At 60.8% G+C, this 19,903-nt stretch carries 23 protein-coding genes; 7 read left to right on the top strand and 16 right to left on the bottom strand.

Going from position 1 to position 19,903, the window contains the following annotated elements:
- Positions 1–23: 23 nt before the first annotated feature.
- From VF684_RS09360 to VF684_RS09345, 4 genes are read right to left on the bottom strand one after another with little or no spacing between them, the layout of a single operon-like run.
- Complete coding sequence (locus VF684_RS09360) at positions 24–485, bottom strand: hypothetical protein (protein WP_005339830.1); 462 nt, start codon at positions 483–485, stop codon at positions 24–26.
- 41 nt (positions 486–526) lie between these two features.
- Positions 527–1,876: a sensor histidine kinase gene (locus tag VF684_RS09355; protein ID WP_005339828.1), complete on the bottom strand. Its 1,350-nt coding sequence runs from the start codon at positions 1,874–1,876 to the stop codon at positions 527–529.
- Positions 1,873–2,529, bottom strand: coding sequence for a response regulator transcription factor (locus VF684_RS09350; RefSeq protein WP_005339826.1), 657 nt, complete (start codon positions 2,527–2,529; stop codon positions 1,873–1,875). Before VF684_RS09350 ends, VF684_RS09355 begins: the two co-directional genes overlap by 4 nt.
- A 21-nt stretch (positions 2,530–2,550) precedes the next feature.
- Positions 2,551–2,889 (bottom strand): PepSY domain-containing protein, encoded by a 339-nt coding sequence (locus tag VF684_RS09345; RefSeq protein WP_376899210.1) that lies wholly within the window; start codon positions 2,887–2,889, stop codon positions 2,551–2,553.
- Between the two features lie 63 nt (positions 2,890–2,952).
- Here VF684_RS09345 and VF684_RS09340 point away from each other — a divergent pair, with 63 nt between their 5' ends.
- Positions 2,953–3,201 carry a PepSY domain-containing protein gene (locus VF684_RS09340; RefSeq protein ID WP_013724184.1) on the top strand — a complete coding sequence of 83 codons (249 nt, stop codon included), beginning with the start codon at positions 2,953–2,955 and terminating at the stop codon, positions 3,199–3,201.
- Here the strand turns inward: VF684_RS09340 and msrQ are convergent.
- Positions 3,198–3,824, bottom strand: a complete 627-nt coding sequence (msrQ, locus tag VF684_RS09335) for a protein-methionine-sulfoxide reductase heme-binding subunit MsrQ (RefSeq protein ID WP_376899212.1) — start codon at positions 3,822–3,824, stop codon at positions 3,198–3,200. The two genes, VF684_RS09340 and msrQ, sit on opposite strands and share 4 nt — an antisense overlap.
- Positions 3,815–4,816, bottom strand: a complete 1,002-nt coding sequence (gene msrP / locus VF684_RS09330) for a protein-methionine-sulfoxide reductase catalytic subunit MsrP (RefSeq protein WP_184236585.1) — start codon at positions 4,814–4,816, stop codon at positions 3,815–3,817. Before msrP ends, msrQ begins: the two co-directional genes overlap by 10 nt.
- A gap of 369 nt (positions 4,817–5,185) precedes the next feature.
- Between msrP and VF684_RS09325 the strand changes: the two genes are divergently transcribed.
- Complete coding sequence (locus tag VF684_RS09325) at positions 5,186–5,668, top strand: DUF1097 domain-containing protein (RefSeq protein WP_128815775.1); 483 nt, start codon at positions 5,186–5,188, stop codon at positions 5,666–5,668.
- A 1-nt stretch (position 5,669) separates the two neighbouring features.
- Here VF684_RS09325 and VF684_RS09320 read toward each other — a convergent pair whose 3' ends face one another.
- The 4 genes from VF684_RS09320 to cydH form a co-directional block, all read right to left on the bottom strand.
- Positions 5,670–6,950: a sigma 54-interacting transcriptional regulator gene (locus VF684_RS09320; RefSeq protein ID WP_376899215.1), complete on the bottom strand. Its 1,281-nt coding sequence runs from the start codon at positions 6,948–6,950 to the stop codon at positions 5,670–5,672.
- Positions 6,947–7,474, bottom strand: coding sequence for a hypothetical protein (locus VF684_RS09315; RefSeq protein ID WP_374884394.1), 528 nt, complete (start codon positions 7,472–7,474; stop codon positions 6,947–6,949). The genes VF684_RS09320 and VF684_RS09315 overlap by 4 nt, the downstream gene beginning before the upstream one ends.
- Complete coding sequence (locus tag VF684_RS09310; protein WP_031227888.1) at positions 7,471–8,871, bottom strand: sensor histidine kinase; 1,401 nt, start codon at positions 8,869–8,871, stop codon at positions 7,471–7,473. The genes VF684_RS09315 and VF684_RS09310 overlap by 4 nt, the downstream gene beginning before the upstream one ends.
- A gap of 103 nt (positions 8,872–8,974) precedes the next feature.
- Positions 8,975–9,067, bottom strand: coding sequence for a cytochrome bd-I oxidase subunit CydH (cydH, locus tag VF684_RS09305; protein ID WP_005339800.1), 93 nt, complete (start codon positions 9,065–9,067; stop codon positions 8,975–8,977).
- 124 nt (positions 9,068–9,191) lie between these two features.
- Here cydH and VF684_RS09300 point away from each other — a divergent pair, with 124 nt between their 5' ends.
- Positions 9,192–9,767: a 2-amino-4-hydroxy-6-hydroxymethyldihydropteridine diphosphokinase gene (locus VF684_RS09300; RefSeq protein WP_376899217.1), complete on the top strand. Its 576-nt coding sequence runs from the start codon at positions 9,192–9,194 to the stop codon at positions 9,765–9,767.
- Here the strand turns inward: VF684_RS09300 and VF684_RS09295 are convergent.
- Positions 9,693–10,397 (bottom strand): SDR family oxidoreductase, encoded by a 705-nt coding sequence (locus tag VF684_RS09295; RefSeq protein ID WP_376899219.1) that lies wholly within the window; start codon positions 10,395–10,397, stop codon positions 9,693–9,695. The genes VF684_RS09300 and VF684_RS09295 overlap by 75 nt on opposite strands.
- Positions 10,398–10,559: 162 nt before the next feature.
- Here VF684_RS09295 and VF684_RS09290 point away from each other — a divergent pair, with 162 nt between their 5' ends.
- Positions 10,560–10,964 carry a CBS domain-containing protein gene (locus tag VF684_RS09290; RefSeq protein WP_139742491.1) on the top strand — a complete coding sequence of 135 codons (405 nt, stop codon included), beginning with the start codon at positions 10,560–10,562 and terminating at the stop codon, positions 10,962–10,964.
- Here the strand turns inward: VF684_RS09290 and VF684_RS09285 are convergent.
- Positions 10,961–11,497: a DUF2301 domain-containing membrane protein gene (locus VF684_RS09285; RefSeq protein WP_005357578.1), complete on the bottom strand. Its 537-nt coding sequence runs from the start codon at positions 11,495–11,497 to the stop codon at positions 10,961–10,963. The two genes, VF684_RS09290 and VF684_RS09285, sit on opposite strands and share 4 nt — an antisense overlap.
- Positions 11,498–11,584: 87 nt before the next feature.
- Here VF684_RS09285 and VF684_RS09280 point away from each other — a divergent pair, with 87 nt between their 5' ends.
- The gene (locus tag VF684_RS09280) at positions 11,585–12,349 is read left to right on the top strand and encodes a substrate-binding periplasmic protein (RefSeq protein WP_376899221.1); all 765 of its coding nucleotides are present in this window, start codon (positions 11,585–11,587) and stop codon (positions 12,347–12,349) included.
- Positions 12,350–12,357: 8 nt separating this feature from the next.
- Here the strand turns inward: VF684_RS09280 and asnC are convergent, their stop codons facing one another.
- Entirely contained in the window at positions 12,358–12,819 is a 462-nt protein-coding gene (gene asnC / locus VF684_RS09275; protein WP_005339783.1) for a transcriptional regulator AsnC, read from the bottom strand.
- Positions 12,820–12,973: 154 nt separating this feature from the next.
- Here asnC and asnA point away from each other — a divergent pair, with 154 nt between their 5' ends.
- On the top strand, positions 12,974–13,966 hold the full coding sequence (asnA, locus tag VF684_RS09270) for an aspartate--ammonia ligase (RefSeq protein ID WP_021231465.1): 993 nt from the start codon (positions 12,974–12,976) through the stop codon (positions 13,964–13,966).
- A gap of 316 nt (positions 13,967–14,282) precedes the next feature.
- Here asnA and clpB read toward each other — a convergent pair whose 3' ends face one another.
- The 3 genes from clpB to rluD form a co-directional block, all read right to left on the bottom strand.
- Complete coding sequence (gene clpB, locus VF684_RS09265) at positions 14,283–16,856, bottom strand: ATP-dependent chaperone ClpB (RefSeq protein ID WP_005339779.1); 2,574 nt, start codon at positions 16,854–16,856, stop codon at positions 14,283–14,285.
- A gap of 202 nt (positions 16,857–17,058) precedes the next feature.
- Positions 17,059–17,796: a peptidoglycan editing factor PgeF gene (gene pgeF, locus VF684_RS09260; RefSeq protein ID WP_139441162.1), complete on the bottom strand. Its 738-nt coding sequence runs from the start codon at positions 17,794–17,796 to the stop codon at positions 17,059–17,061.
- A 178-nt stretch (positions 17,797–17,974) separates the two neighbouring features.
- A complete protein-coding gene (rluD, locus tag VF684_RS09255) occupies positions 17,975–18,955 on the bottom strand; it encodes a 23S rRNA pseudouridine(1911/1915/1917) synthase RluD (RefSeq protein WP_005339771.1) in 981 nt (326 codons plus the stop codon).
- Between the two features lie 117 nt (positions 18,956–19,072).
- On the opposite strand from rluD, the gene VF684_RS09250 reads away from it, so the two are divergent.
- Positions 19,073–19,828 (top strand): outer membrane protein assembly factor BamD, encoded by a 756-nt coding sequence (locus VF684_RS09250; RefSeq protein ID WP_005339769.1) that lies wholly within the window; start codon positions 19,073–19,075, stop codon positions 19,826–19,828.
- Positions 19,829–19,903: the final 75 nt, after the last annotated feature.

The raw sequence follows: 19,903 nt of genomic DNA, 5'->3' as shown, positions 1-19,903 counted from the left end.
GCGCAGGCATGGTCGGGACGAGTTTAGAACTCCCCTTCCTCCATATACTCCTGCGCGCACTCCACCAGCTGCGGCCACAGCTCTTCCGGCACCCAGGCGTCCGGATCATCTTCATCGCCATCGTATTGGCTCCAGAAGTAGCGGCGCAGGCCGGAGGCAAACTCGTCGCTGATCTCGGCCAGCTCCGAGAGCGGCCCCAACCAGGCGATGCGACGCAGGCCGGAGGCGAGATCGTTGATGGCATCCATCAGGGTGCGATCGTCGAAGCTCTGCTCCACCAGCAGGGTGAAGCGCTCGCGCGCCTGCTCGGTCTGCTCCTCGTCCAGCTCGCCCACATCGGCCAGCAGGTCGACAAAATCTTCCAGAAGGAACGCGATCAGGCCATCCCTGTCTTCAAACCACTGGATCTGGGCGCCCTTGACCCCCAGCACAGAGGCATCAAACGAATCGTCAAGGTGACACAGTGCCCACGGATCGTCGGTCATGCTTCTCTTCCTCAGGCTAAAACAAATGCCATATGTTATGCCTAGCTCTCGACTCTTGCCACCTTGGGCAACGAGAGGGAGGCGGCCAGACCGCCCAGTTCGGCGCGGCCCATGATGAAACTGCCCCGATAGGCTTCAGCCAGATCGGATACGATGTTGAGACCCAAGCCCGAGCCCGGCACCTTCTCGTCGAGCCGCACCCCGCGCAGCACCGCCTTGGCGATCTGATCCTCGCTCATGCCGGGGCCGTCATCCTCGATACGCAAGGTGATCCAGCCCCCCAGCTCGGCGCTGGAGATGCGTAGCTCGCTGGCTGACCACTTGAAGGCGTTCTCCAGCAGGTTGCCTACCATCTCATCGAAATCCTGCTCCTCCACCCCGACCGCCAGATTGGCGGGCACCTGCAAGTCCACCGTCTTGCCTGGATAGAGGCGGGAGAAGGCGCGGCAGATATACTCCACCCGCGCCCGCACCGGGGTCGAGACCCCGAGGATCTTGGCGGCGCCGGTCACCCGCGCCTTGCCGAGGTGGTAGTCGATATGGCGCTGGATCTGGTCGAGCTGCTCGCCGATGGCGGCCTGATCCTCCGGTGGCAACTGGGCCACCTGATTGCGCATGATGCTGAGCGGCGTCTTGAGGGCGTGGGCCAGATTGCCGGTGTGGGATCGCGCCCGCTGCAGCAGCTCGCCGTAGTGGTGCAGCAGCCGGTTGATATCCTCCACCAGCGGCTGGATCTCCAGCGGATAGCGCAGCCGGAAGCCCTCCTGATGACCCTCGTGAACCCGCCCCAGTTCACGGCGCAGCAGGTGCAGCGGCCGCAAACCGTAGACGATCTGGAACATGAAGCCGAGCACCAGACCGGCGGCAGCAAAGCCGAGACCGAGGAACAGGCTGATCCGGGTCTTGTTGAGGGTCTGGGTCAGGGCGCTGCTGTCCTTGGCCATCACCAGAGTGAACACCCGATCCGAACCGGGCAGCAGCACGGTACGGGTCATGATTAGCAGGGGCTCTTTGTTGGGCCCCTTGCCGACAAAGAGGTCGGGATCGCCAAACGCCGACTTGAGGCCATCGCTCTTCAGGTTGGTATCCCACAGGGAACGGGAGCGCCCCACCACATCGCGGCCCAGCTCCAGCTGCCAGTAGTAGCCGGAGTAGGGTTGATTGAAGCGGGGATCGGAGAGGGAGCCGGTGACCACCGGCAGGCCGGTTTTGGCCACTTCCAGCCGGGAGAGCAGATCATAGAGCTGCAGGCGCAGACCGTCGGCCTCCGCCTCCTGCCAGTAGTTGCGCATCATGGTCTGCAGGCTGAAACCGGTGGCGAACAGAAACAGCCCGCACCACACCAGCGCGATGGCGACCAGTCGCCCCCGCAGGGTTCTCACCAGCCTCATTCGTTGATCCGGTACCCGAGGCCGCGCACTGTCTCAATCAGATCGGGGTTGGTTTTCTTGCGGATCCGGCCGATGAACACCTCCACCGTGTTGGAGTCGCGGTCAAAATCCTGAGCGTAGATGTGGTCGATCAGCTCGCTGCGTGATACCACCTTGCCCCTGTGCTGCATCAGATAACCGAGCACTCGGAACTCGTGGGCGGTCAGCTTGATCGGGGTCCCTTCGTACCACACCTGCGACGCCGCCATGTCGAGCCGCACCCCGCCAATCTCCAGAATTGAGCTGGCGTTGCCCGCTGCCCGGCGCACCAGCGCATGGACCCGCGCTACCAGCTCGGCCACCTGGAACGGCTTGGTAAGGTAGTCATCGGCACCGGCGTTGAGCCCCTCTATCTTCTCGTGCAGCTGACCACGGGCGGTCAGCACCAGCACCGGGGTATCGATCCCCTTGCTGCGCCACTCTTTCAGCACGCTCAGGCCATCGCGCCCAGGCAGGCCGAGGTCGAGAATGATGGCGTCATAGGGTTCGGTCTCACCGAGGAAACCGGCCTCGTTGCCATCGTGGCAGAGGTCGGTGACAAAGCCGGAGAGGCGCAGCTGTTCGGCCAGCTGGCCAGCCAGAATTTTTTCGTCTTCAACAATCAGAATTCGCATGAACAGGCTTCCACACAGGGGTTATTCATCATCCTCGACCGGGGGCTTTAGCGGTTCGAACAACCGCTCCAGATGGTGGCCCTTGGCCCACACCAGCTCAAGGTTGTCGGCCCGATAGGCTACCTTGATCACGCTGTTTTCCCGATCGATGACTCGCAGTTCATAGAGCCAGATACCATCCTCTTCCCCCAGATCCACCCGCAACACCCGCACCGGCAATCTGGCCGCCACCTCCATCATTTCATGGAAGGGCCGAACCCGTCCCTCATGGACAGCTTGCTGCAGCTGGGCTTCATCAGGCGTGACCGCCTGTGCCAGCACCGGCAGCAATAACCCGAGCAGAGGGAGCGCTCTATTCATGGATGATTCATCTCCAAAAACCTAACATAATGGCGTTTATAGTCTGCCAGCCATGAATCCGGAATGAATATGATCCCGCGCAGTTTCCTGCTGATCCTTTGCCTGTTGAGTGCCACAAGCTGGGCGGCCCAGAGCCGTCTCGACATGGCCGGGCTGGTCAAACTCCTGCTGGCGCAAGGGTATCACGACATTCGGGAAGTGGAGCTGGAAGGGGACAAATTCGAGGTCAAAACCCTCAATCGCCAGGATCAGAAGGTGCATCTCATCGTCGATGCCTACACTGGCGAGATCAAACAACAAGAGGCCGATTAGGCCTCTTTTGCATTCCAGCGTCCCCGCATGGGGCGCAGCAGCTTCTCCCGCCTCGGCCAGAGCAAGGCGCAGGCCAGCAGCAGGTAGACGAGGGGCTCCCCCCAACCGCTCTTGAGAGACCACCAGTAATGCACCGGCACCAGCAGGGCGATGGCATAGACCCAGTTGTGCAGCTTCTGCCATGCGGCCCCCATGCGGCGCTGCAATGCGGGCAGCGAGGTGATGCTGAGGGCGCCCAGCAGCAACAGGGCCACCATCCCCACCACGATATAGCTGCGCTTAACCAGCTCGCCGCCAATCAGCCCCCAGTCAAACTGCAGATCCAGCCCCAGCCACGCCATAAAGTGGAGCAGCGCCCAGGCAAAACACCAGAGCCCGAGGGGGCGGCGCAGCTTGATAAGCTGCCCCTGCCGCCAGCGCTTGGCCAGCGGCGACACCAGCAGGGTGAGCAGCAGCAGGTTGAGCGCCCCCTTGCCGAGGTAGTGGATAAGCTCGGGCACCGGATCGCCCCCCAGCAGACCTGCCGGAATGGCAAACCACAGCCAGAGCAGGAAGCCGAGAGCGCCCAGATGCACCAGTGCCCGCAAGCCGCTGATATGGGCCGGTTTCAATCTCAGTACCATTGGCGCAGATCCATCCCCTGATAGAGCGAGGCGACTTCGTCACCATAGCCGTTGAACATCAGGGTCGGCTGACGCTTGGCGCCAAACACTCCACCCTCGCCAATAAAGCGCTCGCTGGCCTGACTCCAGCGCGGGTGATCCACCTGCGGATTGACGTTGGCGTAGAAGCCATATTCGTTGGGAGCCAGCAGGTTCCAGGTGGTCGGCGGCATCTCCTCTACCAGCCGGATCGAGACGATGCTCTTGATGCTCTTGAAGCCATACTTCCACGGCACTACCAGCCGGATCGGCGCGCCATTCTGGGCGGGCAGAGTCTTGCCGTAGAGCCCCATCGCAAGGAAAGAGAGAGGGTGCATCGCCTCGTCGATACGCAACCCCTCCACATAGGGATACTCTATACCGCCCCCCAGACTGGAGGCCTGCCCCGGCAGCTGTTTCGGATCAAACAGGGTTTCGAAGGCAACAAACTTGGCGCGACTGGTGGGCTCGGCACGGCGGATGATCTCTGCCAGCGAGATGCCGTTCCAGGGCAGTACCATGGACCAGGCTTCAACGCAGCGCAGCCGGTAGATCCGCTCCTCCAGCTCGCTCTTGTTGATGAGATCCCACACATCGAGTGTAAAAGGCTTGGCTACCTCCCCCTCCACCTTGAGGGTCCAGGGTTCGGGCTTGAGGTAATGGGCGTTGCGAGCCGGGTCGGACTTGTCGGTGCCCAGCTCATAGAAGTTGTTGTAACTGGTGGCCTTCTCTTCCGGTGTCAGCACCAGATTGGCCGGGCGCTCAGCAGGCTTGCTGTTGAGCGGTTTGGTGGCTAACTGGGGAGCATCCTCTTTACCGCGCAGCAGATCGAGTACACCGGCCTGAGTGGGAAACGCCAGGGTGGCCGCGCCCAGACCCAGCCCTTTGAGAATAAGGCGGCGGTCCTGATAAACGGCTTCCGGGGTGACATCCTGTTCGGTGAGGGGGTGGGCGGTACGACGCTTGATCAACATGAAAAACTCCCGGGGCTGAGTGAGGCAATATGGATAAGACCCGCCCCGGCAGATTTTTATTTCACACAAATTTACATCATGTGGTGCAGGGGCAGTGCCTTGGCCATGGTGCCGACCAGAAACAGGACTACGAACACCAGCAGGGGAACGATCACATTTGGCGCCATCAGACTCACTCCATGAGCAGGACAGGGCCTCTAACTATGGCCGACTGTCAGGCCGGTCACCAATGAATTTTTTTCGCGAGCGCAAGCGTATTCCTGAGTTGAAAAGGGTGATGCAGATCACACACAATTCGGCCCCCGCTTGCCGCCCCGATTGCCGGGGGTAGGCTGCCCATTTTGCGAAGCCAACTGAAGAGTCGCCCTCATGAGCCCACTGATCGCCATCGCCATCACCACTGGAATTCTCTCCGCCGTCTGGGGCTGGATTGCCGTCGCGTTCGGCCTTATCTCCTGGGTCGGCTTTCTCGGCTGCACCAGCTATTTCGCGTCAAGCGGTGGCTACAAGGCGCTGTTGCAGACCATCTTCTGCAACACCAGTGGCATGCTGTGGGCGCTGCTGCTGATCCATGGCGACAGTCTGTGGGGTGCGGGCGTGGGGGGTTATGTGATGACGGGTGTGGTCGCAACCCTGATGTGCGTACAGGCCAAGCAGCAGTGGCTCGGCTACATTCCCGGCACCTTTGCCGGTTGCTGTGCCACCTTCGGGGCGGCTGGCGAGTGGCGGCTGATCCTGCCCTCCCTCATCATTGGCGCCTTGTTCGGTTACCTGATGAAGGCGAGCGGCCTCTGGCTCTCCCATAAAACTCAAAAAGCCGATGCCGCTCCGGCGGTAGTTGATCCCGCCTGATTTATCCCTTCGATTTGAAGTTTGCTGCTTCAATGCCGTGCCGATTCAATAACTTGTAGAAATCGGTACGGTTTCTGCCCGCCATGTTGGCCGCCAGGGTCACGTTGCCCTCGGTGGTGCGCAGCAAACGGATCAGATACTCCTTCTCGAATTCGGCCCGCGCCTCGTTGAACGAGGGGATGCCGCCGCCGCCGCCACTCAGGGCGGACTCCACCATGGAGACTCCGATCACCGGGCTGCAACAGAGGCTGGCGAGCTGCTCCACCACGTTGCAGAGCTGGCGCACGTTACCGGGCCAGGCAGCGGCCGCCAGCATCGCCAGCGACTCGGGCGAAAAACCCATGGCGGCGCAGTCGCTGTGGCGGCTACGGTAATCGTCGAGCGCCTGACGGGCCAGCAGGGGGATATCCTCGCTGCGGGCACTGAGAGACGGCAAGGTGATATTGGCAACGTTGAGACGGTAGAAGAGATCTTCCCGAAAGCGCCCCTCCTCCATCGCCTTGACCAGATCCTGATGGCTGGAGCTGAGCACCCTCACCTCCGGCGTGCCCTGACCATACTCCTCCATCACCTGCAGCAGCTTGGCCTGCAGGGATTCGGAGAGGCTGCCAATCTCGTCGAGAAACAGTGTCGCCCCCTTGGCCTGCTCGAACAGCCCAGACTGACCATCTTCACCAAACAGCTGCAAGTCGAGTGACGCCCACGGAATGGCGGCGCAGTTGATGGTATAAAGCGGCTTGTCGCGCCGCTGGCTGGCCTGATGCAGCGCCTGCGCCATCGCCCCCTTGCCGGAGCCTGACGGCCCCATGATCAGCACCGGCACCTCCATGGTGGCAATGCTGTGGGCCTGGATCAGCAGCTGTTCCAGCTGGGGATTGCGGGTCAGGATCAGCGACTGCCACTCCTGCTGCTGTTTCGGCCGCGTCAAACTCAGCGCATGTTCGATGGTGGCGAACAGCTCATCCTTGTTGATGGGTTTGGTCAGAAAGCTGAAGACCCCGGAGCGGGTCGCCTGAATGGCGTCCGGGATGGTGCCGTGGGCGGTCATGATGATCACCGGCAAACCCAGCCACTGGGCCTGGATCCGCTCGAACAGCGCCAGACCGTCCATGCCGGCCATCCGCAGATCGCTCAGCACCAGATCGGCCCGTTGCTGACGCAACCGGTCGAGAGCCCCTTCCGCACTGTCGGCGGTATCCACTTCATAACCCTGACTGCGCAGCCGCATGCTCATCAGTTTGAGCAGGCTGACGTCGTCATCCACCAACAGGATCCGGCTCATGGTATTACCTCACGATTCTCGTTCAGCTTGCGCTGGTTGAGCTGGTCGTCGATGGCGGTCAGCTGCTCGATCTGGCGGCGCAGCCGCTGGATCTCCTGACTCTGGTCATCGCGACGGCTGTCGCGAGCCAGCAGCTGCTCGCCGAGGGCGATCCAGCTACGTAAAAAGGCCTGCGCATCGAGACCCAGCTCGGGCAGCATCTGCTTCAGGCGCGCCAGACCGACGGTGCGATTGGCCACAGATTCGGCGGGGTGGGAGTCCACCATGGCCAGACTGACCCGGCTCTCCAGATCGTCGGCCCCTTTCAGACGCTGACGCTCCTGCACCCGTTGCTGGGGGTGACTGGCCAGCAGCCAGTCGGAGTATTGCAGACGCACCTGCATCTCCTTGTTGGCAAACTCCATCCGCTTGGCAAAAGCGATATCGGAGGACTCCCGCTCTGCCTGTTGCGGCAGCAAGGAGCAACCCGCGAGCAGCCCTGCCATCAGAGCTGGAAATACGCGTTGTATCTTCATAGTCCTCATTTCAACGTCAACCTGAAACAGACATCAGCCTGTTCATCCTCTACCAGAACCAGTTCCCCCCCCAGGCTGTTGGCAGACTCGCGGGCGATGGAGAGGCCCATGCCCGAGCCTTTCAAGAGACCTTGCCGCACAGTGCTGCCCTGCTCGAAGGGTTCAAAAATGCGTTGCTGATCGGCCACGGGGATCTTGGGTCCCTCGTTGGCCACTTCCAGCCAGCTTATCTGTTCATTCTGCCCTGCCCTGATCCAGATATTGCCCCCGCTGGCGCCGTAACTGACGGCGTTGGAGAAGAGGTTATCGAGGATCAGCCGTAGCCGGTAGGGCTCCGCCCACAGGGTAACCGGCACGGTCGGCAAGTGTACACGGATCTGCTTGGACTCCAATGCCAGCCGGTACTCGGCAGAAAGTTCCGACAACATCGGCAGCAGGGGGACGGGCTCCAGTTCGAAGGCCTCCTGCTGACTGAGCCGGTTGAAGTCGAGCAGCCGCTCGATCAGGGTCTGCAAACGCCGACTGTTCTCGTCGAGCATCTGACAGATCTCCAGCTGATCCGGCGTCAAAGGCCCGACCAGCTGCTCGCAGAGCAGATCCGTCCCCTCCCGCAGCACCGCCAGCGGGGTCTTGAGCTCGTGGGAAACATGACGCAGGAACTGGTATTTCTGCAGCTCCAGCTCCTTGAGTTTGTCGTGCAGCCAGACGATCCGCTCCCCCAGCAATACCAGCTCGGCAGGGCCGTCAACCGGCTTGGGATCGGGTTCGACCCCGGCTCCCAGACTCAAGATGCGCGACTCAATCTGTCGTACCGGGTGGATGATGAGGTAGGTGAAGATAAAGACCATCAGCAGGCTGAGCGCCGCCACCGCTCCGCTCACCCACCAGAGTTCACTGGTCAGTCCGGCGATAGTGAGCTGCACCCGATCCATGTGTTCGTCAACCCGGCTGCGGGTGACTATTTCGAGCTGCTTGTTGGCATCGTTGAACTGCTCAAGCTTGTCCCCCGCTGCCGCCGCCCGGGCCAGCGCGGCATCCTGCAGGCTGTCGAGCCAGGCCAGCCCCTGATCGAGCCCGCTGTAAAGCTGGCCGTCGGTGATGGAGTTGCGGTGTTCCGCCAGCAACACCCGATACCCGTCGAGTTGCTGCTGGTAGCTGGTGAGACTGCGGCGATCCCCCAACACCGCGAAGCGGCGCAAGGTTCGTTCGATATCGATGGCTTGCGCCGTCAGCAGGGTAGCGCGGCGGGTATCCTTGACCGCCCGCTCCATCTCGTCGCTGGTGAGCTGACTGAGGTGGGCAAGGGAGGTGCTGTTGTGCCAGATCATGCCGCCCAGCGGCATCAATACCAGCACAAATCCCATCAATACCACCTGCAGCAGGGAGCGTGGGCGAACCTTGGTCATCATCTCTTCTCTTGCATTCTCACCGGTGCGCCAGCATAGCCGCACCGCCCCAAAAAACAAAACCGGCCAACAGGCCGGTTTGTATTATCTGGATTGTGGTGATTCACGCCAACGCGACAGAGGCCAGACAGATAATCATGATCATCGCCAGCGCGCCCGAGGCGGTCAACAGCGCCCATTTCAGCTCCACACTCATGCAAACCTCCTTTCTGCCAATCAGTGCCGGATCACAATAGATAAGACAATGTTAAGCCATAGTTAATCCGATAACCGTGAGCTGCGTATACATTTCAGATGAGCCCAACCCCGGGAAGGTGAGCATGTTCTATCTGTGTAGCATTGGTTCCAATATTGACCCGCATATCCATGTCAGCCGCGCGCTGGCCGAGCTGCTTGCGAACGTCGGCCCCCTGCGGCTGAGTTCGGTGATCCGCACCAAGCCGGTGGGAATGCACTCCTGCCACGACTTTCTCAACTGCCTGCTGGTGGTGGAGAGCCCGCTCGATGCCGCCAGCCTCAAGCAGTACTTTGTCTCCCTTGAGGTAGCTCACGGCCGGGATCGCAGCGATCCACTCTGCAAGGTGCACGATCGGCCGCTCGACATCGATATTCTGGCCAGCAACAGGAGCGGTGACTTTGCCTCGGCAGAGGTCGATTCCTATCTGGCGGAGCTGCTGGCCGAGCTCTATGGCCATGGCGAGGTGCATGACCCCAAGGTGGCGCTGCAAGTGACGCTCCCTGCCCCGTCGGGCAAGCTCAAACCCGGCAAGGGCTTGCTGACCCGGCAGGTCGGGCTGGAGCCGCTGGTGCTTGGCAAATCTTCAGAGAGTGGCCAGCGCGCGCCCACCATCTACCTTGATGCTGGCCCCCGTCATATAACTGTTCCCCATCAGTAACTGCACCGCCTGCCAGATAGGCTCAAGTCCCCCCTCCCGCGCCAGCGGTGTTTTCGCCAACACCTGCTGGCGCCATGCCTCGTCATGCTCGTCGAGAAACAGGATTGGCCCCGGCTCTATGGTGTTGACCCGCACCGCAGGCGCCAGCTCCCGGGCAAAGCTCATGGCCAGCGAATGGGCCCCTGCCTTGGTGGCCACATAGCTGGCAAAACGGGGGGCCGGGGCATGGATATAGATATCGGTGATATGAATGATGCTTGCGTTGGGATTGCTGGCCAGCCGGGAGGCCAGCGCCCGGTTTAGCTGGAAGGGGGCCGCCATGTGTACCCGGTAGAACTGCTCGAACTGGGCCAGTTGCGCCGCCGGATCAGTTGCCTGCGGCTCGAAGGCAGAGGCGTTGTGGATCACCAGCGCCAGATCCTGATGGGTCGCCAGCACATCGATCAGCTTGCCAACGTCCGCTTCCCGACCAAAATCCGCCTGCACCAGCTCGACCCCCAGTGCCGCCAGCGTGGCCAGCTCCGGCCGCTCGCTGCGATAACTGCCCGTCACCTGCCAACCCGCCGCCACCAGCTGTTCACAGAGATAAAATCCGAGTCGACGGCCGCAGCCCGTAACCAATGCACGCATACGATCTCCTTTCCCTTTCATGGTCTTGCATGAACGAAGCCCGCCTGCCAGCGGATCACCGCCGATGGCCGGTGCCTATCAATCTCTGCGGCACAAGCCATTGGTCGCGGGCCACCCACCCGCGTCATAGTGGCGGCATCCCCCTCTTGCGGAGTCACCACCATGCTGAAAGTACACCACCACATGGGTCGCCTGACCCACTCCCTCACTGCCGGACTCGGCCTGGCCGAGGCGCTGGATCGACTGCATCAATCGGGTCTTGGCGGCCTGCCGGTGCTGGATGAGCAAAAACGGCTTATCGGCTTTCTTTCCGAACAAGACTGCATTCCCAGCCTGCTTACCGGCAGCTACCACTGCGATACCCGCACCAGGGTGGAGGATCTGATGAACCGCTCGCCCCTCTCGGTCGGGCCGGATGAGAGCATTCTGGAGCTGGCCCGCCAGATGGCCGATGCCAAGCCCAAGATCTACCCGGTGCTGCAACAGGGCAAGGTGGTCGGCATCATCAGCCGCCGTCAGGTGATGCAGGCCCTCAACCAGCAGATGAAGGTGTGCCAGCAGACCTAGATCTGGTAACGCCCCTTGTCACCGATATCGAAGTGCAGGGGCATCCGCCACTTGGCCAGCGCCAGCAAGGTCAACAGGGCCCCGCAGACCAGCGCCACCAGTGCGGCGGCCCACTCCACCCGCAACCACTCCAGCAGCCATAACGCCGGCAGCAATACGGGCACCAGCTTGATGCCGGGAATGGCAAAACAAAACTGCTCCTTGAACGCCAGCCCGGAGAGGGTCGCCAACGCCGCCCCCAGCACTAGCGCATCCGGCGCCCCCACCGCTGCCAGGGCCAACGCGCCCCACCCAAATCCCTGCAGAATCAGGCGAATCCGCTTGTCGTAGATATGCAGCGAGAAGCCGCAGATTGCGCTTGCCACTGCCAGCGACATCAACCATTGTGCCGACGGGAGCAGTGCCATCCCGCTCAGCAGCGCCGCACCGCGGCAAAGCAGCAACAGGGCAGCCGCACTCAAGCCAAGGCGGTAGAGCGAGACGGTCAACTTGTCGATCCCGTCCAGCGGGCTCTCGATTTCAGGATTTGCCATTAACAGTCGCTTCTAACGGATCAGGTGCCATCCAATATACTGGAATCAGGTCTTGGAATATCTTCAAACGGGCTCAGGAGACGTAGTTTGCGTGTGATCCCCCTGTTTTGGTTGCTGTTTCCACTCGGATTGCCCGCCAAAGAGCTGGTGATCTGCGGCACCATGGAGCCCCCGCTCAAGTATCTCGATGCCGATCAGAAACCCCGCGGACTCGATATAGACATAGTCACCGCCATCTTCGACAAGCTGGAGACGCCCTTTCGGATCGAGCTGGCCGACTCCGGCGCCCGCCTCACCCGCAATGCCGAAACCGGCGCCTGCGATCTGGTGATGACCCACTCCTACAAGGCAGAGCGGGAGAGTTATCTCATCTATCCCCAACAGGCCCATCTTCGCCACAGCTGGCACTTCTTCGTGCGCAAGGCGGACCTGCTGAAGATCCGCTACGAAACGCTGGCCGATCTCAAACCCTGGCGCATCGGCGTGACCAAGGATTTCTCCTATACCCCTGAACTGGAAGCGGCCATGACCGACCCGGCCTATCAGTTCCAGGAGATCACCATGAACCAGCTGCAACTGCGCAAACTGCTGGCCGGACGGATCGATACCGTGCCGATGCCGCTGGTCACCGCCTTCACCCAGATCAAGGAGGAGGGGCTGACGGGAAAGATCGATTACCTGCCCAAACCGCTCAAGAGCAGCCCCTACTTCAACACCTGGGCCCGCGCACGAGCGGATGCACAGACCCCAGCCCTGATGGCGGCCTACGATGCCGAACTGCTGCGCATGAAACGCAACGGCAGCCTCAAGGCCCTCTACGACAAGTACGCCATCCCCTATATCGAACCCTGATCAAGGGGTCAGGGTTTCACATCCCGCAGGATAGGGTTTTGCAGCGAGATCAGGGTTTCAGTGGACTGGATCTCGTCGATGGTCTGGATCTTGTTGATCAGCACTATCTGCAGCTCGTCGATGGAGCGGGTCATCACCTTCATGAAGATGCTGTAATGGCCGGTGGTGTAGTAGGCTTCCACCACTTCGTCCAGCGCCTGCAGCTTGGCCAGTGCCGAGGGGTAATCCTTGGCACTCTTCAGATTGATCCCGATAAAGCAGCAGACGTCGTAACCCAGCTTCTTGGGGTTAACCTGCACCCGTGTCCCCTCGATGATCCCCGCCTGTTTCATCTTCTCCACCCGCACATGAATGGTGCCCGGGCTGACCGCCAGTTGTTTCGCAAGTTCGGCGTAAGGGATCCGCGCATTTTCCATCAGAGCGGTGAGGATGGCCTGATCGAGATTATCGATCCGGTAATTTTCCGGCATTTTTTTGCACTCCTGTTGACGATACCTCATTAAATAACGGCTTATTTTGAAGAAAAAAATATATAAAGCCTATTTCTATTATAGAATATTGAATTTAGTTGGCAATCCGTTGAAGAATCACCACATCCAACGGGGTTTGAAACAGGAATTCAGCATGAAACAGCACTACATTCGCAGCCAACAGCAGATCAGCTTCGTCAAAGAGATGTTCTCCCGCCAACTCGCCCAGCAGCTGGGTCTGATGGAGGTGCAAGCCCCCATTCTGAGCCGGGTCGGTGATGGCACTCAGGACAACCTCTCTGGCCATGAGAATGCAGTGCAGGTCAAAGTAAAAACCCTGCCGGAGCACAGCTACGAAGTGGTTCATTCACTGGCCAAATGGAAGCGTCAGACTCTCGGTCGCTTCGGGTTCGGCCCTGGCGAAGGGATCTACACCCACATGAAGGCGCTGCGTCCGGATGAAGACAAGCTCACCCCCATCCACTCCGTCTACGTGGATCAGTGGGACTGGGAGAAGGTGATGCCGAGCGAGCGCCGCGATCTGGCCTATCTGCAGGAAACCGTGCGCGGCATCTGGGCCGCCATCAAGGCCACCGAGCGCGCAGTCTGCGCCGAACATGAGCTGACCCCCTTCCTGCCGGCCGAGATCCAGTTCCTGCACAGCGAAGAGCTGCTGGCCCGTTACCCGGACCTCGATGCCAAGGGGCGCGAGCGTGCCATCGCCAAAGAGCTGGGCGCCGTGTTCCTGATCGGCATCGGCGGTGCCCTCTCCCACGGCGAGCGCCACGATGTGCGTGCCCCGGACTACGACGACTGGAGCAGCCACAGCGAGCTGGGACTGGCAGGCCTGAACGGTGACATTCTGGTGTGGAACCCGGTGCTGCAAGACAGCTTCGAGATCTCCTCCATGGGGATCCGGGTCGATGCCGAGGCGCTGCGCCGCCAGCTGGCTATCACAGGCGATGAGGATCGCCTGCAGTACGACTGGCATCAGGATCTGCTGGCCGCACGGATGCCGCAGACCATAGGCGGCGGCATAGGCCAATCCCGTCTGGCCATGTTGCTGCTGCAAAAAGAGCATATCGGGCAGGTTCAGGTTGGTGTCTGGCCAGCCGAGATGAAAGCTGCCGTGCAAGGCATGCTGTAACGCGAGATGAAAGCTGCCGTGCAAGGCATGCTGTAACGAATGAAGGCCATGCCGGCACCATCACAGTCGGCATGGCAACAGGCAAGTGGCCGTCGGGGTTGAGCGAGCGCATCCCCGGCAGGCTGTAAGACGCAAGGCCGTTAGCGGCTTTGTTTCGAAATCGGGGGCTTGCCCCTGCGACCCGCTCAACCCACGTCAGGTCGCTTCACTACATTCCTCCCGGCAATCTTCGGATTGCCGTTTTTTTATTTTCCATCGCCCAGATATGGCAACGCCAGCCTGAGGGCTGGCGTTGCAAACATAGATACGAGACTAGTTACTGGGTCATGGTCAGGCCGTTGCTGTCGGCCCCCAGCACCAGTTTTTTGCCCGGAACGATGCGACCGGAGAGCAGCGCCTGCGCCAGCGGGTTCTCCACCTTCTGCTGGATCGCCCGTTTGAGAGGCCGCGCCCCGTAGACGGGGTCGAACCCGGCATGCACCAGCTTCTCGAGCAGCGCTTCGCTCACCTCCACCTCGTAACCCTGAGCCTCGAGACGGCCCATCAGGCTCTTGAGCTGGATCCGGGCAATGGACTTGATGTGATCCTCGCCGAGCGGATGGAACACCACCGTCTCGTCGATCCGGTTGATAAACTCCGGCCGGAAACTGCGGGTCAGCACATCCATCAGCATGGCCTTCATCTCGTCGTAATCCTTCTCGGAGTGGTGCTCCTGAATCAGATCCGACCCGAGGTTGGAGGTCATGATCACCACCGAGTTACGGAAATCGACGGTGCGACCCTGACCATCGGTCAGGCGGCCATCATCAAGCACCTGCAACAGGATGTTGAACACATCCGGATGCGCTTTCTCCACCTCGTCCAGCAGGATCACCGAGTAGGGACGACGGCGCACAGCCTCGGTCAGATAACCACCCTCTTCATAACCCACGTATCCGGGAGGCGCCCCCACCAGACGGGCCACGCTGTGTTTCTCCATGAACTCGGACATATCGATCCGCACCATGGCATCCTGGGTATCGAACAGGAACTCCGCCAGCGCCTTGCACAGCTCGGTCTTGCCCACCCCGGTGGGCCCCAGGAACAGGAAGGAGCCGATGGGGCGATTCGGGTCGGAGAGACCGGCACGGGAGCGACGAATGGCGTTGGAGACCGCATCGACCGCCTCCTCCTGACCAATCACCCGGCTGTGCAGCTGATCTTCCATCCGCAGCAGCTTGTCGCGCTCCCCTTCCAGCATGCGGGCGACCGGAATACCGGTCCAGCGGGCCAGCACGTCTGCAATCTCCACGTCGGTGACCCGGTTGCGCAGCAGACTGGTCTCCTGCATCTCGGCCTGAGTGGCGAGATCCAGCTGTTTCTCCAGCTCCGGAATGCGGCCGTACTGCAGCTCGGACATCCGGCCCAGGTCGCCTGCGCGGCGCGCCACATCGAGATCCTGACGGGCCTGCTCCAGCGCAGCCTTGATATGCTGGGTGCCGGCAAGGGCGGCCTTCTCGGCCTTCCACACTTCGTCCAGCTCGTTGTATTCCCGATCCTTCTCACCAATCTCCTGATTGATCAGCTCCAGACGCTTGCGGCTGGCGTCATCGTCCTCCTTCATCAGCGCCTGCTGCTCCAGCTTGAGCTGGATGATGCGCCGCTCGAGACGATCGAGCGCCTCGGGCTTGGAGTCGATCTGCAACCGGATGCTGGCTGCCGCCTCGTCGATAAGGTCGATAGCCTTGTCCGGCAACTGGCGATCCGCGATATAGCGGTGCGACAGCTGGGCCGCCGCCACGATGGCGGGGTCGGTGATCTGCACATGGTGGTGCAGCTCGTAACGCTCTTTCAGGCCGCGCAGGATGGCGATGGTGTCTTCCACGCTCGGCTCTTCTACCAGCACCTTCTGGAAGCGACGCTCAAGCGCTGCATCTTTCTCGATGTACTGACGGTACTCATCCAGGGTGGTGGCACCGACGCAGTGCAGGTCGCCACGGGCCAGCGCAGGTTTCAGCATGTTGCCCGCGTCCATGGCCCCTTCGCCCTTGCCGGCGCCGACCATGGTGTGCAACTCGTCGATAAAGAGGATGACATTGCCCTCCTCCTTGGCGAGATCGGTCAGTACAGCCTTGAGCCGCTCTTCAAACTCGCCGCGATACTTGGCTCCGGCCACCAGCGCCCCCATGTCCAGCGACAGCACCCGCTTGTTCTTGAGCCCTTCCGGCACTTCGCCGTTGATGATGCGCTGGGCCAGCCCCTCCACGATGGCGGTTTTACCGACACCGGGAGCACCGATCAGCACAGGGTTGTTCTTGGTACGGCGTTGCAGCACCTGGATGGTGCGGCGGATCTCGTCATCACGGCCGATCACCGGGTCGAGCTTGCCGATTTCGGCCCGCTCGGTCAGATCGATGGTGTACTTCTCCAGCGCCTGACGGTTCTCCTCGGCGTTGGCATCTTCCACCTTCTTGCCGCCACGCACCTTGTCGATGGCCGCTTCGAGTTTTTCCTTGGTCAGCCCCTGGGCGCGCAGCAGCTCACCCAGCGTTCCCTTGTCGTCGAGGGCAGCCAGCACGAACAGTTCGGAGGAGATGAACTGATCCTTGCGCTGCTGGGCCAGTTTGTCGCAGACGTTGAGCAGGCGGCCGAGGCCGTTGGAGAGCTGCACGTCCCCTTCCACGCCGCTGACGCGCGGCAGGCGATCCAGCTCCTCACCGAGACGGGAGCGCAGGGCGTTGATATCCATCCCGGTCAGGGTGAGCAACGGACGGATGGAGCCGCCATCCTGATTGACCAGTGCGGTCATCAGGTGAACGGGTTCGATGAATTGGTGGTCACGACCCAGCGCAAGAGACTGGGCATCGGAAATAGCAATCTGGAATTTGCTGGTAAGGCGATCGAGGCGCATTGCACTCCCCCTTCAAACAGGCAGACGCCGCTTGCGCGGCAAACAACATAACTTTCTGAGATGAAAGATGAGGCCCGTACGGGCTATTTCAAGGGCTGTGACTGGTTATTTTTTCTGCAAAGAGGGAATGGGGCAGGATCCCCGCCTCTCTCATACGGATCTGTTCTTGAGAGAGACGGGGTATTAGTTGGCGGGTGATTGCTTAGCGGGCCAACCAGATGAGAGAGGCCATACGGCCGGTCTGGCCGTCGCGACGATAAGAGTAGAACTGCTCGCTATCGCTGAAGGTGCAGTATTCACCACCATAGACGGCGGTGACGCCAGCGCGGGCAAGGCGCAACCGCGCCAGCTGGTAGATATCCGCCAACCATTTGCCGTCGTTGGACGAAGGGACGAACGCCGCTTCTGCTTCAGCCTGCTCAGCCATAAAGGCCTCGCGCACCTCTCCCCCCACTTCAAATGCGGTAGGGCCAATGGCCGGGCCCATCCAGGCCAGGAGCTCGCCCGGCTCGCAGCCCATGGCGACGATGCTCGCCTCCAGCACGCCCTCTTTCAGTCCACGCCAGCCTGCGTGGGCGGCGGCCACCACGGTACCGGCCCGATCGCAGAACAGCACCGGCAGACAGTCCGCAGTCATCACGATGCAGGCCAGCTCCGCCTCATGGGCGCAGGCGGCATCGGCATCCGGTGCTTGCTGATAATGGCTGCTGACCGGATGAACCACGGTGCCGTGCACCTGATTGAGCCAGTTGAGGGGCCCCGGGATGGCGGCCACCTGCTGCAAGCGGGCGCGATTGGCCTCGACTCGCGCCGGTTCGTCATCCACGTGGGCGCCCAGATTGAGACCGGCAAAGACCCCTTCACTGACGCCGCCATCCCGGGTGGTCGACAACGCCCTGACACACGCCGGGGCTGGCCAGTCGGGTTCGATCCATTTCATCTGTGACTCCTTCAATTCACCGATATAAAAACGGGGCTCCTGCAAGGGAACCCCGATTGGCATCTATTCGGGCCGGATGACGCCAGAAACCGACGCAGCAGGCCCTATCACATCAGTTCCAGACCAGATCGTCCGGCTTGGCGAGGGTGCCCTTGACTGCAGCACCTCTTTCAGCCCATCAATTCCAGACTAAATCATCCGGATTGGCGAGAGTATCCGCGCGCAGCACTTCCATCAGCTCCACCATGTCTTGCGGTGTAGCTGAGTGCCACTGCATCACTTCCCCCGTGATGGGGTGAGCCAGTTGCAGCATGGTGGCATGCAGCGCCTGACGGTTGAAGTTACGCAGTGCCTGGGTCAGCTCGGGGGTCGCGTTGCGCAGCGGGCGCAGACGGCCACCGTAAGCGGGATCACCCACCAGCGGGTGTTTGATGTGAGCCATGTGGACACGGATCTGGTGGGTACGGCCGGTCTCCAGACGCAGACGCAGGCGGGTGTGACCACGGAACTTCTCGTGAACTCGGTAGTGGGTCACGGAGGGGCGGCCATTGGGCACCACGGCCATATGGGTACGCTGGGTCGGGTGACGGCCGATGGGCGCATCGACGGTGCCACCTGCGGTCATGTGACCGATGGCGATCGCTTCGTACTCACGGGTGATCTGGCGCGCCTGCAACGCTTCCACCAGATGGGTCTGGGCGGGTACGGTTTTGGCAACCACCATCAAACCTGTGGTGTCTTTATCCAGACGGTGCACGATACCGGCGCGGGGCACCTCGGCAATGCCGGGGTAGCGGTGCAGCAGGGCGTTGAGGATGGTGCCATCCGGCGTACCTGCGCCCGGGTGAACCACCAGACCGGCCGGTTTGTCGATCACCAGAATGTGTTCATCTTCATAAACGATGTTGAGCTCGATATCCTGGGCATCCCAGCGAGTATCATCTTCCAGCTCGACATTCACATGCACCTGCTGCCCGGCCAGAATCTTCTCGCGCGGGGTGTTGGCAACCTGACCGTCCAGGGTCACTCTGTCCTGTAAAATCCACTCCTTGATGCGGGTGCGGGAGTAGTCTGGAAACAATTCGGCCAGGGCCTGGTCGAGTCGCTGCCCGAATTGGTGATCCTGGAATTCGCCTGTCAGTTCAATATGCTGGCTCATGTATGGTCTCTTGAGCGGGGGGTATCAATTCGAAATAATCCGGGTATTCTAGCTTTTCTTTTAGCCAAGCATAACGGATACTTTGCCAATTTCGTGGAAATGGACCGGATGTTGTTGATGGGAAAGAAGTCTCACCTGCTGATGTCGCTCGCCTTGGTCGCTACCTTGATCACAGGCTGTTCCAGCACCAAACCCAAGGTACCCGACGAACCGCCGGAGACCCTGTACCAGAAAGCACGCCTCAAACTGGACGTTGGCAATTACGTGCAAGCCACTGAATTGCTGGAGGCTTTGGACTCTCGCTACCCGTTCGGTGCCTACTCCAACCAGGTGCAGCTTGACCTCATCTATGCCTACTACAAGCAGGATGATACCGCTCAGGCGATCGCCAATATCGACCGTTTTATCCGCCTCAATCCGGCGCATAAAAATATCGATTACGTCTTCTATATGCGCGGCCTGACCAACATGGCGGCGGATTACAATTTCTTCCAGAGCCTGTTCGGCATCGGTCGTGACGACAAAGACCCGGCTTATGCCCGTCAGGCATTCCAGGATTTCAAGACCCTGTTGCAGAACTACCCCAACAGCGTCTATGCCGCCGATGCCCGCGCCCGCATGATTGGCCTGAAGAATCGTCTGGCCCGATATGACCTGAGCGTGGCCGAGTATTACGTGAAGCGTGATGCACTGGTCGCTGCCGCCAACCGGGCCAAGCTGATCGTCGAAACCTACCCCGACACAGCCGAAACCGAGAAGGCGCTGGAGATCATGGTCGAGTCTTACGACGCTCTGAAGATGCCGCAGTTGGCCAAGCATGCCCGCGAAGTGCTGGCCAAGAACTACCCGGAGAACCGCCTCGGCCGTGGCTGAGTGATACGGATAAACCGGTAACAAAAAACCGATGCCTTGGCATCGGTTTTTTTATCGCTGCAATTTACCCTCAGC

This window comes from Aeromonas sp. Lyrl_2 (assembly GCF_051948815.1).
Lineage (GTDB): Bacteria > Pseudomonadota > Gammaproteobacteria > Enterobacterales > Aeromonadaceae > Aeromonas > Aeromonas veronii.
Note: the sequence above shows the minus strand (reverse complement) of the source record. Positions and strands in the feature narration are given on the sequence as shown.

What these genes read in the sequence shown, in the direction of transcription:
- VF684_RS09360 (WP_005339830.1), bottom strand. Translation starts at nt 485, where the DNA reads ATGACCGACGATCCGTGGGCACTGTGTCACCTTGACGATTCGTTTGAT.
- VF684_RS09355 (WP_005339828.1), bottom strand. Translation starts at nt 1,876, where the DNA reads ATGAGGCTGGTGAGAACCCTGCGGGGGCGACTGGTCGCCATCGCGCTG.
- VF684_RS09350 (WP_005339826.1), bottom strand. Translation starts at nt 2,529, where the DNA reads ATGCGAATTCTGATTGTTGAAGACGAAAAAATTCTGGCTGGCCAGCTG.
- VF684_RS09345 (WP_376899210.1), bottom strand. Translation starts at nt 2,889, where the DNA reads ATGAATAGAGCGCTCCCTCTGCTCGGGTTATTGCTGCCGGTGCTGGCA.
- VF684_RS09340 (WP_013724184.1), top strand. Translation starts at nt 2,953, where the DNA reads ATGAATATGATCCCGCGCAGTTTCCTGCTGATCCTTTGCCTGTTGAGT.
- msrQ (WP_376899212.1), bottom strand. Translation starts at nt 3,824, where the DNA reads ATGGTACTGAGATTGAAACCGGCCCATATCAGCGGCTTGCGGGCACTG.
- msrP (WP_184236585.1), bottom strand. Translation starts at nt 4,816, where the DNA reads ATGTTGATCAAGCGTCGTACCGCCCACCCCCTCACCGAACAGGATGTC.
- VF684_RS09325 (WP_128815775.1), top strand. Translation starts at nt 5,186, where the DNA reads ATGAGCCCACTGATCGCCATCGCCATCACCACTGGAATTCTCTCCGCC.
- VF684_RS09320 (WP_376899215.1), bottom strand. Translation starts at nt 6,950, where the DNA reads ATGAGCCGGATCCTGTTGGTGGATGACGACGTCAGCCTGCTCAAACTG.
- VF684_RS09315 (WP_374884394.1), bottom strand. Translation starts at nt 7,474, where the DNA reads ATGAGGACTATGAAGATACAACGCGTATTTCCAGCTCTGATGGCAGGG.
- VF684_RS09310 (WP_031227888.1), bottom strand. Translation starts at nt 8,871, where the DNA reads ATGACCAAGGTTCGCCCACGCTCCCTGCTGCAGGTGGTATTGATGGGA.
- cydH (WP_005339800.1), bottom strand. Translation starts at nt 9,067, where the DNA reads ATGAGTGTGGAGCTGAAATGGGCGCTGTTGACCGCCTCGGGCGCGCTG.
- VF684_RS09300 (WP_376899217.1), top strand. Translation starts at nt 9,192, where the DNA reads ATGTTCTATCTGTGTAGCATTGGTTCCAATATTGACCCGCATATCCAT.
- VF684_RS09295 (WP_376899219.1), bottom strand. Translation starts at nt 10,397, where the DNA reads ATGCGTGCATTGGTTACGGGCTGCGGCCGTCGACTCGGATTTTATCTC.
- VF684_RS09290 (WP_139742491.1), top strand. Translation starts at nt 10,560, where the DNA reads ATGCTGAAAGTACACCACCACATGGGTCGCCTGACCCACTCCCTCACT.
- VF684_RS09285 (WP_005357578.1), bottom strand. Translation starts at nt 11,497, where the DNA reads ATGGCAAATCCTGAAATCGAGAGCCCGCTGGACGGGATCGACAAGTTG.
- asnC (WP_005339783.1), bottom strand. Translation starts at nt 12,819, where the DNA reads ATGCCGGAAAATTACCGGATCGATAATCTCGATCAGGCCATCCTCACC.
- asnA (WP_021231465.1), top strand. Translation starts at nt 12,974, where the DNA reads ATGAAACAGCACTACATTCGCAGCCAACAGCAGATCAGCTTCGTCAAA.
- clpB (WP_005339779.1), bottom strand. Translation starts at nt 16,856, where the DNA reads ATGCGCCTCGATCGCCTTACCAGCAAATTCCAGATTGCTATTTCCGAT.
- pgeF (WP_139441162.1), bottom strand. Translation starts at nt 17,796, where the DNA reads ATGAAATGGATCGAACCCGACTGGCCAGCCCCGGCGTGTGTCAGGGCG.
- rluD (WP_005339771.1), bottom strand. Translation starts at nt 18,955, where the DNA reads ATGAGCCAGCATATTGAACTGACAGGCGAATTCCAGGATCACCAATTC.
- VF684_RS09250 (WP_005339769.1), top strand. Translation starts at nt 19,073, where the DNA reads ATGGGAAAGAAGTCTCACCTGCTGATGTCGCTCGCCTTGGTCGCTACC.